The 13,357-nt window shown below is 36.6% G+C and carries 16 protein-coding genes and 1 pseudogene; 4 read left to right on the top strand and 13 right to left on the bottom strand.

Annotation, left to right across the window (positions count from 1 at the left end):
• Nucleotides 1-51 precede the first annotated feature (51 nt).
• The 13 genes and pseudogenes from spoVAF to dacF form a co-directional block, all read right to left on the bottom strand.
• A pseudogene (gene spoVAF / locus SJY24_RS09940) lies at nucleotides 52-1,523 on the bottom strand (spore germination protein SpoVAF).
• Nucleotides 1,510-2,079 carry a stage V sporulation protein SpoVABEA gene (gene spoVAEA / locus SJY24_RS09935; RefSeq protein WP_001254416.1) on the bottom strand — a complete coding sequence of 190 codons (570 nt, stop codon included), beginning with the start codon at nucleotides 2,077-2,079 and terminating at the stop codon, nucleotides 1,510-1,512. The pseudogene spoVAF and the gene spoVAEA overlap by 14 nt, the downstream one beginning before the upstream one ends.
• A gap of 5 nt (nucleotides 2,080-2,084) precedes the next feature.
• Nucleotides 2,085-2,435, bottom strand: coding sequence for a stage V sporulation protein AE (spoVAE, locus tag SJY24_RS09930; RefSeq protein ID WP_088292599.1), 351 nt, complete (start codon nucleotides 2,433-2,435; stop codon nucleotides 2,085-2,087).
• A 3-nt stretch (nucleotides 2,436-2,438) separates the two neighbouring features.
• A complete protein-coding gene (gene spoVAD, locus SJY24_RS09925) occupies nucleotides 2,439-3,455 on the bottom strand; it encodes a stage V sporulation protein AD (protein ID WP_377864537.1) in 1,017 nt (338 codons plus the stop codon).
• Between the two features lie 13 nt (nucleotides 3,456-3,468).
• Entirely contained in the window at nucleotides 3,469-3,927 is a 459-nt protein-coding gene (gene spoVAC, locus SJY24_RS09920; RefSeq protein WP_000918879.1) for a stage V sporulation protein AC, read from the bottom strand.
• Nucleotides 3,928-3,941: 14 nt separating this feature from the next.
• The gene (gene spoVAB / locus SJY24_RS09915; RefSeq protein WP_377864536.1) at nucleotides 3,942-4,358 is read right to left on the bottom strand and encodes a stage V sporulation protein SpoVAB; all 417 of its coding nucleotides are present in this window, start codon (nucleotides 4,356-4,358) and stop codon (nucleotides 3,942-3,944) included.
• Nucleotides 4,351-4,971, bottom strand: coding sequence for a stage V sporulation protein AA (locus tag SJY24_RS09910; protein ID WP_000438373.1), 621 nt, complete (start codon nucleotides 4,969-4,971; stop codon nucleotides 4,351-4,353). Before SJY24_RS09910 ends, spoVAB begins: the two co-directional genes overlap by 8 nt.
• A 115-nt stretch (nucleotides 4,972-5,086) precedes the next feature.
• Nucleotides 5,087-5,185 (bottom strand): methionine/alanine import family NSS transporter small subunit, encoded by a 99-nt coding sequence (locus SJY24_RS09905; RefSeq protein WP_000016829.1) that lies wholly within the window; start codon nucleotides 5,183-5,185, stop codon nucleotides 5,087-5,089.
• The gene (locus SJY24_RS09900) at nucleotides 5,185-6,711 is read right to left on the bottom strand and encodes a sodium-dependent transporter (protein ID WP_377864535.1); all 1,527 of its coding nucleotides are present in this window, start codon (nucleotides 6,709-6,711) and stop codon (nucleotides 5,185-5,187) included. Before SJY24_RS09900 ends, SJY24_RS09905 begins: the two co-directional genes overlap by 1 nt.
• A gap of 138 nt (nucleotides 6,712-6,849) precedes the next feature.
• Nucleotides 6,850-7,608: an RNA polymerase sporulation sigma factor SigF gene (gene sigF / locus SJY24_RS09895; protein WP_000350730.1), complete on the bottom strand. Its 759-nt coding sequence runs from the start codon at nucleotides 7,606-7,608 to the stop codon at nucleotides 6,850-6,852.
• Between the two features lie 12 nt (nucleotides 7,609-7,620).
• The gene (spoIIAB, locus tag SJY24_RS09890; RefSeq protein WP_001243400.1) at nucleotides 7,621-8,061 is read right to left on the bottom strand and encodes an anti-sigma F factor; all 441 of its coding nucleotides are present in this window, start codon (nucleotides 8,059-8,061) and stop codon (nucleotides 7,621-7,623) included.
• Nucleotides 8,062-8,412 (bottom strand): anti-sigma F factor antagonist, encoded by a 351-nt coding sequence (gene spoIIAA / locus SJY24_RS09885; RefSeq protein ID WP_000059128.1) that lies wholly within the window; start codon nucleotides 8,410-8,412, stop codon nucleotides 8,062-8,064.
• Nucleotides 8,413-8,577: 165 nt separating this feature from the next.
• On the bottom strand, nucleotides 8,578-9,768 hold the full coding sequence (dacF, locus tag SJY24_RS09880; RefSeq protein WP_377864534.1) for a serine-type D-Ala-D-Ala carboxypeptidase DacF: 1,191 nt from the start codon (nucleotides 9,766-9,768) through the stop codon (nucleotides 8,578-8,580).
• Nucleotides 9,769-9,934: 166 nt separating this feature from the next.
• Between dacF and SJY24_RS09875 the strand changes: the two genes are divergently transcribed.
• From SJY24_RS09875 to SJY24_RS09860, 4 genes are read left to right on the top strand one after another with little or no spacing between them, the layout of a single operon-like run.
• Nucleotides 9,935-10,354: a GntR family transcriptional regulator gene (locus tag SJY24_RS09875; protein ID WP_377864533.1), complete on the top strand. Its 420-nt coding sequence runs from the start codon at nucleotides 9,935-9,937 to the stop codon at nucleotides 10,352-10,354.
• Entirely contained in the window at nucleotides 10,320-11,201 is an 882-nt protein-coding gene (locus SJY24_RS09870) for an ABC transporter ATP-binding protein (RefSeq protein ID WP_377864532.1), read from the top strand. Before SJY24_RS09875 ends, SJY24_RS09870 begins: the two co-directional genes overlap by 35 nt.
• Nucleotides 11,191-12,258 (top strand): ABC transporter permease, encoded by a 1,068-nt coding sequence (locus tag SJY24_RS09865; RefSeq protein ID WP_377864531.1) that lies wholly within the window; start codon nucleotides 11,191-11,193, stop codon nucleotides 12,256-12,258. The genes SJY24_RS09870 and SJY24_RS09865 overlap by 11 nt, the downstream gene beginning before the upstream one ends.
• A 12-nt stretch (nucleotides 12,259-12,270) precedes the next feature.
• Nucleotides 12,271-13,356: an ABC transporter permease subunit gene (locus SJY24_RS09860; protein WP_377864530.1), complete on the top strand. Its 1,086-nt coding sequence runs from the start codon at nucleotides 12,271-12,273 to the stop codon at nucleotides 13,354-13,356.
• Nucleotide 13,357 lies beyond the last annotated feature (1 nt).

The following is a 13,357-nucleotide window of genomic DNA, read 5'->3' as shown; positions in this document are numbered from 1 at the left end:
TTAAAAAAAAATAAATTTTCAATAAAAAAATAAACGGGAGCATAATCCCGTTTATTTTTGTCTTCTTACATTTTGAGGTCGTACAATACTAGGACGCACTTTTAAACTAGACATAGTTGGACGGAGTAAAATTTTCGTTAACGCGCCCCAATCAAACGGTAAAAACGGCCATAAATACGGTGTTTGTAAGCTTTTTATAGACGCTAAAAATAAAATCAACATCGTCATCCCGATTACAAATCCCATCTCATGAAAGATGCCGGTTAAAATAATGACAAATAATTTGCCGACCTTATTTCCAAGTCCAAGCTCATAACTCGGAGTTGCAAATGATCCAATCATAGAAACCGCTACATACAAAATAACTTCTGGTACAAATAAACCTACATCAATTGCAATTTGACCAATTAATATAGCTGAAATTAATCCTGCTGCCGACGACAGTGATGTCGGCGTATGAATGGCAGCCATCCTTAAAAATTCGAGTCCGACTTCCGCCATCAAAATTTGTAATAAAATCGGTAAATGCGTCATCTTGTTTGGTCCAATAAAAGCAAGCTTTTCCGGTAAAAGAGTTGGATCAAATACAAAAACTAACCAAAACGGCAACAAGAACAGCGAAAATATAACACCTAAAAAACGTACCCAACGTAAAAATGTACCTACAGCTGGATTTTGTCTAAACTCTTCTGCATGCTGTAAATGGTGGAAATATGTTGTTGGAGTGATCATGGCACTTGGTGATGTATCAACAAGTACTAACACATGTCCTTCTAACAGATGATTTGCTGCTACATCTGGTCTTTCTGTATATCGAATAAGCGGGAATGGATTATAACCTTGTTTGACTACAAATTCTTCTACCGTTTTATCCGCCATCGTAATCCCATCTACTTCAATATTTTTTAATTCTTGTTTTATAATTTTCACTAAATCCGGATTTGCAACATCTTGTACATATGTAATACAAATATCCGTTTGCGATCTATCCCCTACTCGAACCATTTCATTTCGAAGACGCGGGTCGCGTATCCTTCTACGAATTAAAGCTGTATTTACAACGATATTTTCAACAAAGCCATCCCTTGCACCACGTACTACCTTTTCTGTATCTGGTTCTGTCGGTGTCCGCACGGATAACTACGAACATCTATTGCGAAAGCTTCCGTTTCACCTTCCACAAATATAATAATGAGTCCTGATAATACTTGAAGCATTACCTCGTCCATCGTTTTCACTTTACTTACTTGTTGATGAATTAAACGATTCTCTAAAAGCTTCACTGTATCTTCTTCTACATCCCTTATTTCATTCGTATCCACCGCTTCTTCTAAAATAGGGATAATATAATTTGTATCACAAAGTCCATTTACAAATAACACACCGATTTCTTTATTTAAAATTTGAAATTTACGAATCCCAACATCGTATGTAACACCTAGTCCAACTGTTTGCTTTAAGTAATTTTCATTATCACTTAAAAAAGATGAAATCGGGATATTCACTTTTTTAGGCTTCGTCATAAAACCCACTCCTTTCCAAAATTAATTGAATCGCTTTTCTAGTAATAGGTGATCCTCTCTCCCATTCATCATTTCCACACATCTTACCAATATCACCTACCCCGACAATGACAGGGACGTTCAGATCATCTAAACAATAAATCGTATCTCCACTAATCCGGCCGATTTCACCATCTGGAAGGCCAAATTTATCAACACCGTATTCTGTCAAATTACCATTCCGATCTACACTTACATCTACACGCGCCCATTCCCAATGATGTGTATTAGACGCTACTGCTAAAATACCAAGTACATCAATTTGTTTATGAGTTGCTACATATTTTAACGCCTTTTCACCAGATCCTTCTCCTATAAATCCGCTGTCATCAAACATGACAAATACAGGGTCATATGGCGTTTGCATAATAAGCTCAACAACTTTCTTCCCTGTCAATTTGGTCGGATTACTTTGTGATGCTGAAATACACCTTCCCCCAAATTCCTTTGTTAAAAGCTCAATTGTCCGCTTTGCATATTCATCTCCATCTGTGACCAAAACAACCCTTCGTCTCATTTGATTTATCCTTTCGGTTTACATATAAGTGCAATAAAAAATGAAAATAATATCGCCGCTGAAATCCCCGCTGACGTTAAGCTAAACATACCGATTCCAATCCCTAAATATCCATGTTTTTCTGCCGCATGCATTGCCCCGTGCAATAGTGAATGTCCAAAACTTGTAATAGGGACCGTTGCCCCAGCACCTGCAAATTTTATAAGCTTATCATACAATCCGAATCCATCTAAAATAGCTCCGGCGACTACAAAAGTTGCCATTAAATGTGCCGGTGTTAACTTTGCAAAATCTAGCAACACTTGTCCAATGACACAAATAGCTCCTCCTACAAGAAATGCATATATAAAATCCACAATTCACTCTCCTTTAACTCTTTCAAACACAACACCATGCGCAATCGTTGGAATCGTTTCCTTCTGCTGCATCATCATCGGGCTTAATAAAGCTCCAGTTGCAACGACAAAAATTCGTTGTAAGTTCCCTTTTTGCATTTCACGCAATAAATGGCCGTATGTTACAACAGCTGAACAAGCACAACCACTACCACCTGCAAACACTTCTTCTTGATTTGAACTGTAAATCATTAATCCACAATCGTTGTATATATGCCCAAGATCATACCCTTCCTCAAGTAAAAGTTGTTTCGCAATTGGTGTCCCCACAGCCGATAAATCACCAGTAACAATAAGGTCATAATCAGCGGTACTTCTTCTTAAATCTTCAAAATGCTGTTGAATTGTATGAGCAGCAGCTGGCGCCATTGCCGATCCCATATCTAAAGGATTAGCAATTCCTAAATCTTGTACTGTTCCGATTGTTGCTGCTGTTATTTTAATTGCACTTTCTTCATTACTAATTAATATGGATCCTGCTCCGGTAACAGTCGAGTTTGCTGTCCCAGGCTTTTGTCCTCCGTACTCTGTTGGATTACGAAATTGTTTTTCAGCCGTCGCATTATGACTACTTACTGTCGCTAAGACACGATTCGCAAATCCACCATCTATAAATGCTGATCCCACCGCCAAAGTTTCCATTGACGTCGCACAAGCACTGAACATCCCTAAAAAAGGAATACCACAATCTCGAGCAACATAATTTGCTGTCACTGTTTGGTTTAATAAATCACCTGCTAAAAAGAAATCAATTTGTGATGGTTTTATATTTCCTTTTTGCAATGCTTGTTGAATCGAGTCTGACATTAACCTTCGTTCAGCAAGTTCCCAGTTTTCCTCTCCACAATGTAAGTCTGAATATGAAATATCAAAATCCTTTCCAAGAGGGCCTTCAGCTTCTTTCGGACCGACAGCGGTACCAGTTGCATTCACGAAGATATCATTTTGAAATACCCACGTTTGTTTTCCTGTCAATCTCATACCTATCCCTCCTTTAAGACATTAAAATTTGAAATGTATATCTTATTAATCCGATAATATATGCACCGACGACTCCAAACACAATGACGCTCCCTGCAAGCTTAAACATGTTTGTAGCGATTCCTAGAACAATCCCTTCACTCCTATGTTCTAGCGCCGCACTTGCCATAGAATTCGCAAATCCAGTCACTGGTACTGCTGATCCCGCTCCAGAAAACTGCCCGATTTTATCATAAACACCACATCCTGTTAAAATCGCTGATAATAAAACGAGCGTTGCAACTGTAGGGTTTCCTGCCTCTTGCTCACTAAAGTGAAAGTAATGTATATAAAATTTCATCAATACTTCTCCGACGGTACAAATGAATCCCCCAACAAGAAATGCCTTCACACAATTTAGTAAATAGTTCGGTTTTGGATGGTACTCTTTCACTTTATTTATGTAATCATCTTTCAGTTTCCGCCCTGCCATATATATATTGCCTCCTACTTTACGAAATAAATCCAGTGAAACAATGAGCCTATTACTTTTCCAAGTACAAGAGCAACGAGTAAAATAATAATTTTCCCCTCTACCCCTACCCGTTTCGCTAAAATAGGTAAAACGTTTAAAACTTCCGTTAACGCCGCAGCTAGCATTCCAATGAATGTGCCACAAAATAACCCTAATATTACGAGCCAATATTGCGACGTTTGAAATGTAATATTCTTTAAACTACACCAAGCCCCTATTAAAGTACCTGCAATGACTGCCCACTCAAAATATTGAATATGCTTTCCACTTCTCGTTAATTGAGCTAAACGAGGGATTATACCAAGTACAGCTAAAAACGCAACATATCCGCTACCTACAGCAATCCCCCCAGCTAAACCAATTAAAATCACGAATCCAGACTCAATCATCGGTAAGCTGTTTCATATTATCCTTGTTTTCATGAACAATTACATATTGATCAAGCGACTGTTGATATTGAAACATCTCAACTTCCAGCGGGCTCGGCTCTTCATTAATTCGCTTTTGAAATACATGATTAAAAAATAAAACCATACCTACTCCAAGACCTAATGAATAAGGAATTTGAAATAAAAGTGGTTGCGCCTTAAATTCTCCAGTAATCATGTAATATAACCGTTGGTGTACTTGTTGCATACTTACATCTTCATGAAAATAAATAATTGCAAGTGCTGCTCCAATGAAGAGTAACAACCATACAAGTCCGAAGAAAACCGGATGCACTTTCTTTTTTTCATATATAATTTCAACAAGAGTTTGTCCAGAACCAAGTAAATTAATTTGTAAGTGAGCCGCTTTTTGTTGAACAATCTCTATCACTTTCATAACATCAATTACAACATGTGTTTTATCATGCGCTGTTATTTTGTAAATTATCTCATTTTGTAACGACTCAACTACCAAAGAATCTCCGGCAAGTTGAGCAACATCGCTCAGCTTTACTTCATACGTAGGAGACACTTTTAAGCGATTGCGCATTTTAATATAAATCGTTTGCTCCAATTTCCATTCACCCCTTACTCTTCCTCGTAGTTGTAGTATGGTTATTGGAATTTTTTCTAATACAATTTTTTCATAAAAAAAACATCTGTACCGTTTCGGTACAGATGTTTTTCAGCTACGCCTTTTTCTTAAATAAATTTGCAATACTTAATGCGAGCCCTCCCCAAATGACTACCATACCTATAACCATCATCATAATCGCTGATCCGCTCATCATGAAACACCTCGGTCCTTCCATTCTTTTTCAAGCTGGGCAGAGTCTGAATGTATTTGTGCATTCCATTTCTTCAGACTAATGACTAGTGCAACTATAAGAAATGCTGCTGCAATTGACCAACCATACGTTACAACAAACTCCGTTGGATAATCTCCGTAGTTCTTTTTAATGTTTTGGATTGTGCCATCAATTAACATATACCCTAACATAAGTGGAGTAATAACGAGTAAGCTCACTCTCCAAAACGTCCCTAACTTAATATCCGATACAAAGTTTGCATGATTTTGATAAACTGGCAAACGGCGCAAGATAAGACCTATTGCAACTACTTCAGCTAGTGCAATTGTAATCAACCCAAAATTGTTAGCGAAATAATCAACAACGTCTAAGAACATAAGTCCACCACGCGTTGCAAAAACAAGAGAAACTAACACGAGAAGTGTTCCCATAATTCCAATCGTCTTTGGACGACTCAAGCTGAATTTTTCCGATACAGCAGCAAAACATACTTCCGCAAGTGAAATGAGTGATGTAATTCCAGCAACGGTTAAAGATAAGAAAAATAATACTCCAAATAACGGCGACATCGGTAGCTCATTAATAATTTGCGGGAATACTACGAACGCAAGTCCCACACCAGCACTAGCTACTTTATCAACCGGTACCCCCATGTTATTCGCCATAAATCCAAGCGCTGCAAAGACCCCAATACCTGCTAATAATTCAAATCCTGAATTTGCAAATCCAGTAATAAAAGCATTATTTGTTGTATCTGAGTTTTTCGGTAAATAACTAGAGTACGTAATCATAATTCCGAATGCTAAAGATAAACTAAAGAAAATTTGACCGTAAGCAGCAAGCCATACCTTTCCATCAAAAATACGACTCCAATCTGGTTTAAAGAATGCATCTAACCCCTGCATCGCACCTTCCATCGTCACTGCACGAACAACGATAATAAGGAACATAACAACTAGTAAAGGAATAAAAATGCGGTTAACAACTTCGATTCCTTTTTTAACTCCTTTAAATGCAACACCAAGCACAATAATCCAAACGAGAGCTAACGGAATTAATACTTCTGGTACGAGCCCCCCGAATTGTCCTGGCTTATCTGCAACATGTAAATATTCTTTAAATAAAAATGATTGCGTGTCTTTCCCCCATGCTCCAGTAATTGCAAAGTACGTATACGAAATAGACCAAGCAATAATTACTGCATAATATGTTGAAACGATAAATGTCACACACATTTGCCACCATCCAATAAATTCAGCACGTCGATGAATACGGAAGAATGTAAGTGGCGCCGAACCACGATGACGATGCCCAAGAGCAAACTCGAAAGCTAACAATGAAATACCAGTCGTTAATAATGCAAATAAGTACGGTAAAAAGAATGCGCCTCCCCCGTTTTCATACGCTGTATAAGGAAAACGCCATATATTCCCTAGTCCAACAGCGGAACCGATTGCTGCAAAAATAAATCCAGCCCTCGTTCCCCATTGTTGCCTCGTTTCCATGTTTCCTTCCCCCTTTGTGACAAGTTCATACTTGGATTATAGTTTAAATTAACTAAATTATCAATAAATTCTGTAAATTTTTTAATGATAGTTGGAATCTTCTCCTTTTCGTGACAATAAAAAAAATCGAATAGATAGCTATTCATCTATTCGATCTTTCATCTGTTTTAATATTTTCTTTTCAAGTCTGGAAACTTGTACTTGCGAAATGCCTATGCGCTCCGCTACTTCTGATTGGGTTTGGTCTTTATAATAGCGCAAATACACAATTAGCCGTTCTCGTTCATCCAATTCTCTAATTGCTTCTTTTAAAGCAATTTTATCAAACCATTTCGTTTCCGATTGATCTGCAATTTGATCTAAAATAGTAATTGGATCTCCATCGTTTTCATACACAGTTTCATGTATCGACGAAGGAGCACGACTCGCTTCTTGCGCCAGAACAACTTCTTCCGGCGTTAGTTCAAGAGCCTCTGCTACCTCATTAATCGTTGGAGCCCTTCCAAATTCCTTCGAAAGCTCGTCTCTCATCTTTCGGACTTTGTTTCCTGTTTCTTTTAAGGATCTGCTTACTTTCACTGATCCATCGTCACGTAAAAATCGTTGTATTTCACCAATAATCATTGGAACTGCATATGTTGAAAATTTCACGTCGAAAGATAAATCAAATTTATCTACCGATTTTAAGAGTCCAATACATCCAATTTGAAATAAATCGTCTGGTTCATATCCTCGATTAAGAAACCGCTGTACAACCGACCATACGAGACGCATATTACTTTGAACGATTGTATCTCTCGCTTGTTGATCTCCATCTTGACTTTTTTGAATTAACGCTTTTAGCTCGTGGTCCTTTAACTGAGGTTTCTTCTTCTCATTTTTGACCTCTATGTCCATTGGCTATTCTCCTTAATTGCATAGAGCGTTACTATTTGATAAGTATTTTGTCAAATGGATTGTTGTCCCGAAAGATTCGTTTGAAATAACTTCTACTTCATCCATAAAGTTTTCCATGATAGTAAATCCCATTCCGGAACGCTCTAATTCAGGTTTAGTTGTAAAAAGGGGTTGTCTTGCTTCATCTAAGTTAAAGATACCAATCCCTTCATCTCGAATCGTGAGTTTCACCATCGCTTCTTCCAAAATCACTGAAATATAAACAACACCTTCTGCATTTCCTTCATACCCATGAATAATTGCATTTGTAACCGCTTCTGACACAACTGTTTTAATCTCTGTTAGTTCTTCCATCGTCGGGTCTAATTGCGCAATAAAAGCAGCTACCGTAACACGAGCAAATGATTCATTCTGACTTAACGCTGAAAATTGAAGGTTCATTTCATTTCTCATCTATGCCACCCCCAACGTCGCGAGCGCATGCGCTTCACTTTCTTCTAAACGAACAATTTTGAATAGACCTGACATTTCAAATAAACGTTTAACAGGCGGTGAAATTGCACAAACAACCATCTCTCCACCTAATCCTTTTACATGTTTATATCGGCCTAATATAACACCTAAACCAGAACTATCCATAAATGATAAGTTCTCTAGGCTCAAAACAATATGATGAACACCATGTGTCTCAATCATATCTGTTACTTTCGTTCGCAACTCTTCAGCGGTATGATGATCTAATTCACCCTCCAGCCTCACACATAAGACGTCACGTTTTACTTCTAAATGCATGGAAAGACTCACACGATTTCCTCCTTATGCTCAAACTTTACTCTTTAACATAAGATTTTCGTGATATAAAATAAGAATCCTTCCTACTGACAAAAGAAGAACTATTTCGTCATAATGTGAAACCGTTCAGCAATTATTCCAGTAAATATGAACAGAAAAACGGCAAAATTTTTGCCGCTATTTTGATGTTGAAAACATCCCAAAACTTCTTTTAAATAACTCCCACCAACTCGCTGCAGCAACATCTTCTTTCGCTACAATGGTTTGTTTTAATAAAACCTCTTTATCTTTTTTAATGACAAGTGTGCCAAGTGCGTCACCCTTTTTAATCGGTGCCTTCACTTTCTTTTCAGCGATTACTTCTTGTTTTACTTTGTCCATATTTTCGCCCTTCTTCATAAGAAGAGATACGTTATCTGACGCAACTAAATCTACTTTTTCTTTTTTCCCTTTTCCTACTTGTACAGTCTTAATTTTTTCACCACGTGTATACAATTTCTTTGTCATATATTGTCCAAATGCATAATCAAGCAGCTTCGTTACTTGATTGTTCCGCTCTTTTGATGTAGGTGCTCCCATAACAACTGAAATGACACGCATTCCATTCTTTTCAGCTGATGCAGTTAAACAATATTTCGCTTCTGTCGTAAAGCCCGTTTTCACACCATCTACTCCAGGATAAAAACGTACTAACTTATTCGTATTAACAAGCCAAAACTTCTTATCCGTATCTTCACGTAAATAGTCTTCATATTTACCTGTGTATTTGCGAATAAGTGGATACTTCATCAATTCTCTCGCCATTATAGCCATATCATTTGCTGTAGAATAATGATCTTTGGCCGGGAGACCTGTTGGGTTCTGAAAATGTGTATTTTTCAGTCCTAAATCTTTCGCTTTTTTGTTCATCATATTTACGAATCCTTCTTCTGAACCAGCAATATGCTCAGCTACTGCAACAGATGCATCATTTCCAGATGCAATGGCAATGCCCTTTAGCATTTCATTTACGGTCATCTCTTCCCCAGGTTCTAAAAAGATTTGTGATCCACCCATTGAAGCTGCGTGTTCACTTGCTCTAACTTTATCGGTCAGTTTTAGTTTTCCTTTTTCAACTTGTTCCATAATTAATAGCATTGTCATAATCTTTGTCATACTAGCTGGTGGCAACTTTTCATTCGGATTTTTATCAAATAAAACTTTACCTGTATCTTGCTCAATTACGATTGCTGACGACGCTTGTTCCGCTAACTTCGGCGTGGTTTCTTCTGTTTTTTCCTGCTTCGTTTTCTCAGATTGTGCGAAACTAACTGAAGTACCAGAAAGCAATAACATGAAACAAACAAGTATTCCAAAAACTCGCTTCATGACTAACCCTCCATTCTATATCAAACTTATTTTTTCCAATTTATACATTTTTAATACCATATTTTTCTATCATTTTCGGTTGACAAATAAATTCATTGCCTATATTGTATTGAGTGTATTACACGTAATAGTACACTTAATACTCATCAGGAAGGAGACATTGCTCTTGCATATTCAACTTGATCCAAGAAGCAACACTCCGATATGGGAACAAATTGTTCAAAATATAAAAGAACTCGTATTGAAAAACATGTTAGCTCCAAGTGATAAGCTTCCTTCTGTACGCGAGCTCGCTTCTTTGCTCGTCATAAATCCAAATACAGTTAGCAAAGCATATCAAGAATTAGAACGCCAAGGGATTATTGAAACATTACGAGGAAAAGGAACATTTGTATCCCAATCGATTACCCCAACATTAGACGAAAGGAAAATCACTATGGTTGAAAAGCAATTTCATCAATTACTATTAGAAGCCTCTTATCTCGGGATTACGAAAGATAAAATTCACGATTGGATAGATTCATACTACAAAGAGATTGGAGGGAATGCAGATGCTGAAAGTGACAAGCTTGAAGAAAACAATTGATAATCAAACGATTTTAGACGACGTTTCTTTCACATTACAAAAAGGTAGTATCGTCGGATTGCTCGGAAGAAACGGTGCGGGGAAAACAACTTTATTACGAACGATGGTCGGCATTTTAGACCCAGATGCAGGAACTGTTACATATGAGGATACGGATGTTCATAAGCATCCTGAAATTAAACAGAAGGTTGTATACGTTCCAGACTCTACTAACATACTAAACAGTTATACAGTGAAAGAAATCGTTAAGTTTTATAAAACCGTTTATACAGCATTTGATGAACAATATTTCTATGAATTATTAGAACGGTTCAACTTACCAAATAAACGAATTCGTAGTTATTCAAAAGGAATGAAAGCACTGCTTGCCATCATTTTAGCTTTCGCTGCAAAAGCAGAATATATCATTTTAGATGAGCCAACAAACGGGCTCGATCCTATCGTTAAAAGACAAATTCTACAATTTCTCGTCGAGGAAGTTGCAGAGAAAGAAATTACAATTTTTATCTCCACTCACCATTTAGATGAAGTTGAGAAAATAGCAGATACAATCATTATGTTAAAAGGACATACAGTAGCTTCCATTACGTCACTAGACGATGCAAAATCACAATTCGCTAAAATACAAGTTGCTTATGAACGATCATTACCTCAAAAACTAGAAAACTTAAGCAATATTAAAATATTAAACCAAACGGGAAAAGTATATACGATTTTAATCGAAGGAAATGTAGCTACAACACTGGAGAAGTTTTATAAAGAGCAACCAATACTCATTGAAGAATTAACAATGTCACTTGAAGATGTCTTCGTTACGACACTTGGGGGGAATGAGTATGTTTCATAAGGCGCTGTGGATGTGGAATTGGAAGCGCGGGAAATATGCTGCGTTACTATTTTTCTTGAGTTCACTTTTTCTTTTATCTTTCGAATACTATCAAGCAGCCGAAGAGCAACAGTCCCTCTTTCTCCATCCAGAAAAAATGGGTGACGAAAAGTTCTACTATCATTATTCTTTTTACTCCTCTAATAGCTTTTGGTTAGGTATTATCGCAATTATCCTAGCCTGTATATTAGTTGGTTGGGAGCGAAGTAATCAAAATGGAAATTTATTTATGACATTTCCATTTAAAAGACGTGATATGTTCTTATCGAAGTGGATTTTCGGTGGATTTTTCATTGTAATATCACTTCTGATCAATTGGGGTCTTATGTATTTCATTTATAAATCCACAATCCACTTTGAATATCAATCTTTCGAACCGTTTCATCGATATTTCCTTTATGCAATTTTCACATATATTGCTATCTATACTGTCTCTTTATGTATTGGCACATTTACTGGCAGTATTATTCCACAAAGCATCTTTAGCATTACTTTTTGTGTAATGGGAATGGGAATCTTTTCACTCTTACTCTTTTTCTTTACAGCTCATGCTGAGGCAATACAAGGGAGCAAAAGTTATACAAATTTCGAAAACATTTATGAAGTCAATAAAAAAACCAACATTTCAAGCGCTATATTAAACTTTTCAATTAGTTATAATTACCATCCTACTGCCCAATCATATGAAGATCATGGAAAAGTAATACAAAGAGGACCTACTTTTCATAGTTACTACTCTGCAAAAATACTACTTGTTCCTATCTTCTATACGATTTGCAGCTTACTTATTGGTATGTTTCTTTATACAAGGTCACCTAATGAACATAATAAGAAAATCTTCCTTTTTCAAAAATACAACTCACTCTGGATATGGAGTACTATCTTTTATTTCGCATTAATAGGTGGGCAAATGTTAAAGCGTTTTGATTTATTATTTAGTTACTATGTTGGATTCTTTTTATTTGGAATCGTCACTTATTTTATATTATCACGTCTTACAAACTATAAAGTTTTTTAAAGGAGAGATCCTATGTTTCAAAAAGCATTATGGATGCATACATACAAACAAAGTAAATATATGATTTGGCTATTTTGGTTAGTAAGTTTTTACCAACTATCATATAAATACTATTTAGCAGCTGCCGAGCAACTAAACTCTTTACATGATCATAATAAATGGAAATATATATTCCGGTACAATTATCACCTTTCACTTACCGATACTATCCTGGTTCAAGGGGCGCTCCTCATCGCATTGGCCTGCATCCTTATTGGATGGGAGCGTCAAAATCAATCAAGTGATTTCCTATGGTCTATGCCATTTAAACGGAAAGAGCTCTTCATGACGAAATGGCTTTTTGGCGTGTGTAATATTGTAGCTATCGTTATATTGAATTGGGGACTTTTTGCTATTATGAAAAAGACAACCTTTCATAATAAGTATCAAGTATTTTCACCATTTCATACTTATTTCTTATACATGGTTATCGTCTTAATTGCTATCTATACACTTGCATTATGCATAGGAACAATTGCTGGTAATATGGTCTCACAAGGATTCTTCAGTGTCGCTATACTTGGATTCCCTTTTATTGTGCCTTCTCTAATTGTCGGGATTATTTCCATTCATACGGTTGGACTTATTTCCAACCATACCTTCTATACGGAGGAAAATGTAGGTCGTTACGGCTCAGTAATAGAAAAAGTGAGTATTTTAGCACCAGTTCGCGAATTCAATATTGATTTTAATTATAATCCTCAACGTGCTTATACTGATCAACAAGGCGTACGTCACGACGAGCCGAATTTTACGTATATTCCTTCAGCGACGAAACTTATTGGTCCAATCGCAAATATACTTATTCTATTACCTTTAGGAATGTACTTATATACAAGATCACCTAATGAACAAAATGGAAACTTTCTATTGTATCCGAAGCTCAAAAAACTATGTATGGTATGTTGTGTAATCTTTATTGGAATGTTTGGAGGAATGGTAGCAGGAGGAAGTCGCTCTATCTTGAACTATTATATTGGTTTTATAGGGACCAGTACGATAGTCTACCTACTATTATCTCGCTTATTAAAATTTAAATTTTCTTGGCGTGTAAAATAAC

Origin of the sequence: Bacillus sp. R86525 (assembly GCF_042466195.1) — a bacterium.
GTDB lineage: Bacteria > Bacillota > Bacilli > Bacillales > Bacillaceae_G > Bacillus_A > Bacillus_A nitratireducens.
Note: the sequence above shows the minus strand (reverse complement) of the source record. Positions and strands in the feature narration are given on the sequence as shown.

Coding starts and splice junctions, on each gene's coding strand:
- spoVAEA (WP_001254416.1), bottom strand. CDS start 2,079: ATGAGACGAAGGGTTGTTTTGGTCACAGATGGAGATGAATATGCAAAG.
- spoVAD (WP_377864537.1), bottom strand. CDS start 3,455: ATGAGATTGACAGGAAAACAAACGTGGGTATTTCAAAATGATATCTTC.
- spoVAC (WP_000918879.1), bottom strand. CDS start 3,927: ATGGCAGGGCGGAAACTGAAAGATGATTACATAAATAAAGTGAAAGAG.
- spoVAB (WP_377864536.1), bottom strand. CDS start 4,358: ATGATTGAGTCTGGATTCGTGATTTTAATTGGTTTAGCTGGGGGGATT.
- SJY24_RS09905 (WP_000016829.1), bottom strand. CDS start 5,185: ATGAGCGGATCAGCGATTATGATGATGGTTATAGGTATGGTAGTCATT.
- SJY24_RS09900 (WP_377864535.1), bottom strand. CDS start 6,711: ATGGAAACGAGGCAACAATGGGGAACGAGGGCTGGATTTATTTTTGCA.
- sigF (WP_000350730.1), bottom strand. CDS start 7,608: ATGGACATAGAGGTCAAAAATGAGAAGAAGAAACCTCAGTTAAAGGAC.
- spoIIAB (WP_001243400.1), bottom strand. CDS start 8,061: ATGAGAAATGAAATGAACCTTCAATTTTCAGCGTTAAGTCAGAATGAA.
- dacF (WP_377864534.1), bottom strand. CDS start 9,768: ATGAAGCGAGTTTTTGGAATACTTGTTTGTTTCATGTTATTGCTTTCT.
- SJY24_RS09870 (WP_377864532.1), top strand. CDS start 10,320: ATGCTGAAAGTGACAAGCTTGAAGAAAACAATTGATAATCAAACGATT.
- SJY24_RS09865 (WP_377864531.1), top strand. CDS start 11,191: ATGTTTCATAAGGCGCTGTGGATGTGGAATTGGAAGCGCGGGAAATAT.
- SJY24_RS09860 (WP_377864530.1), top strand. CDS start 12,271: ATGTTTCAAAAAGCATTATGGATGCATACATACAAACAAAGTAAATAT.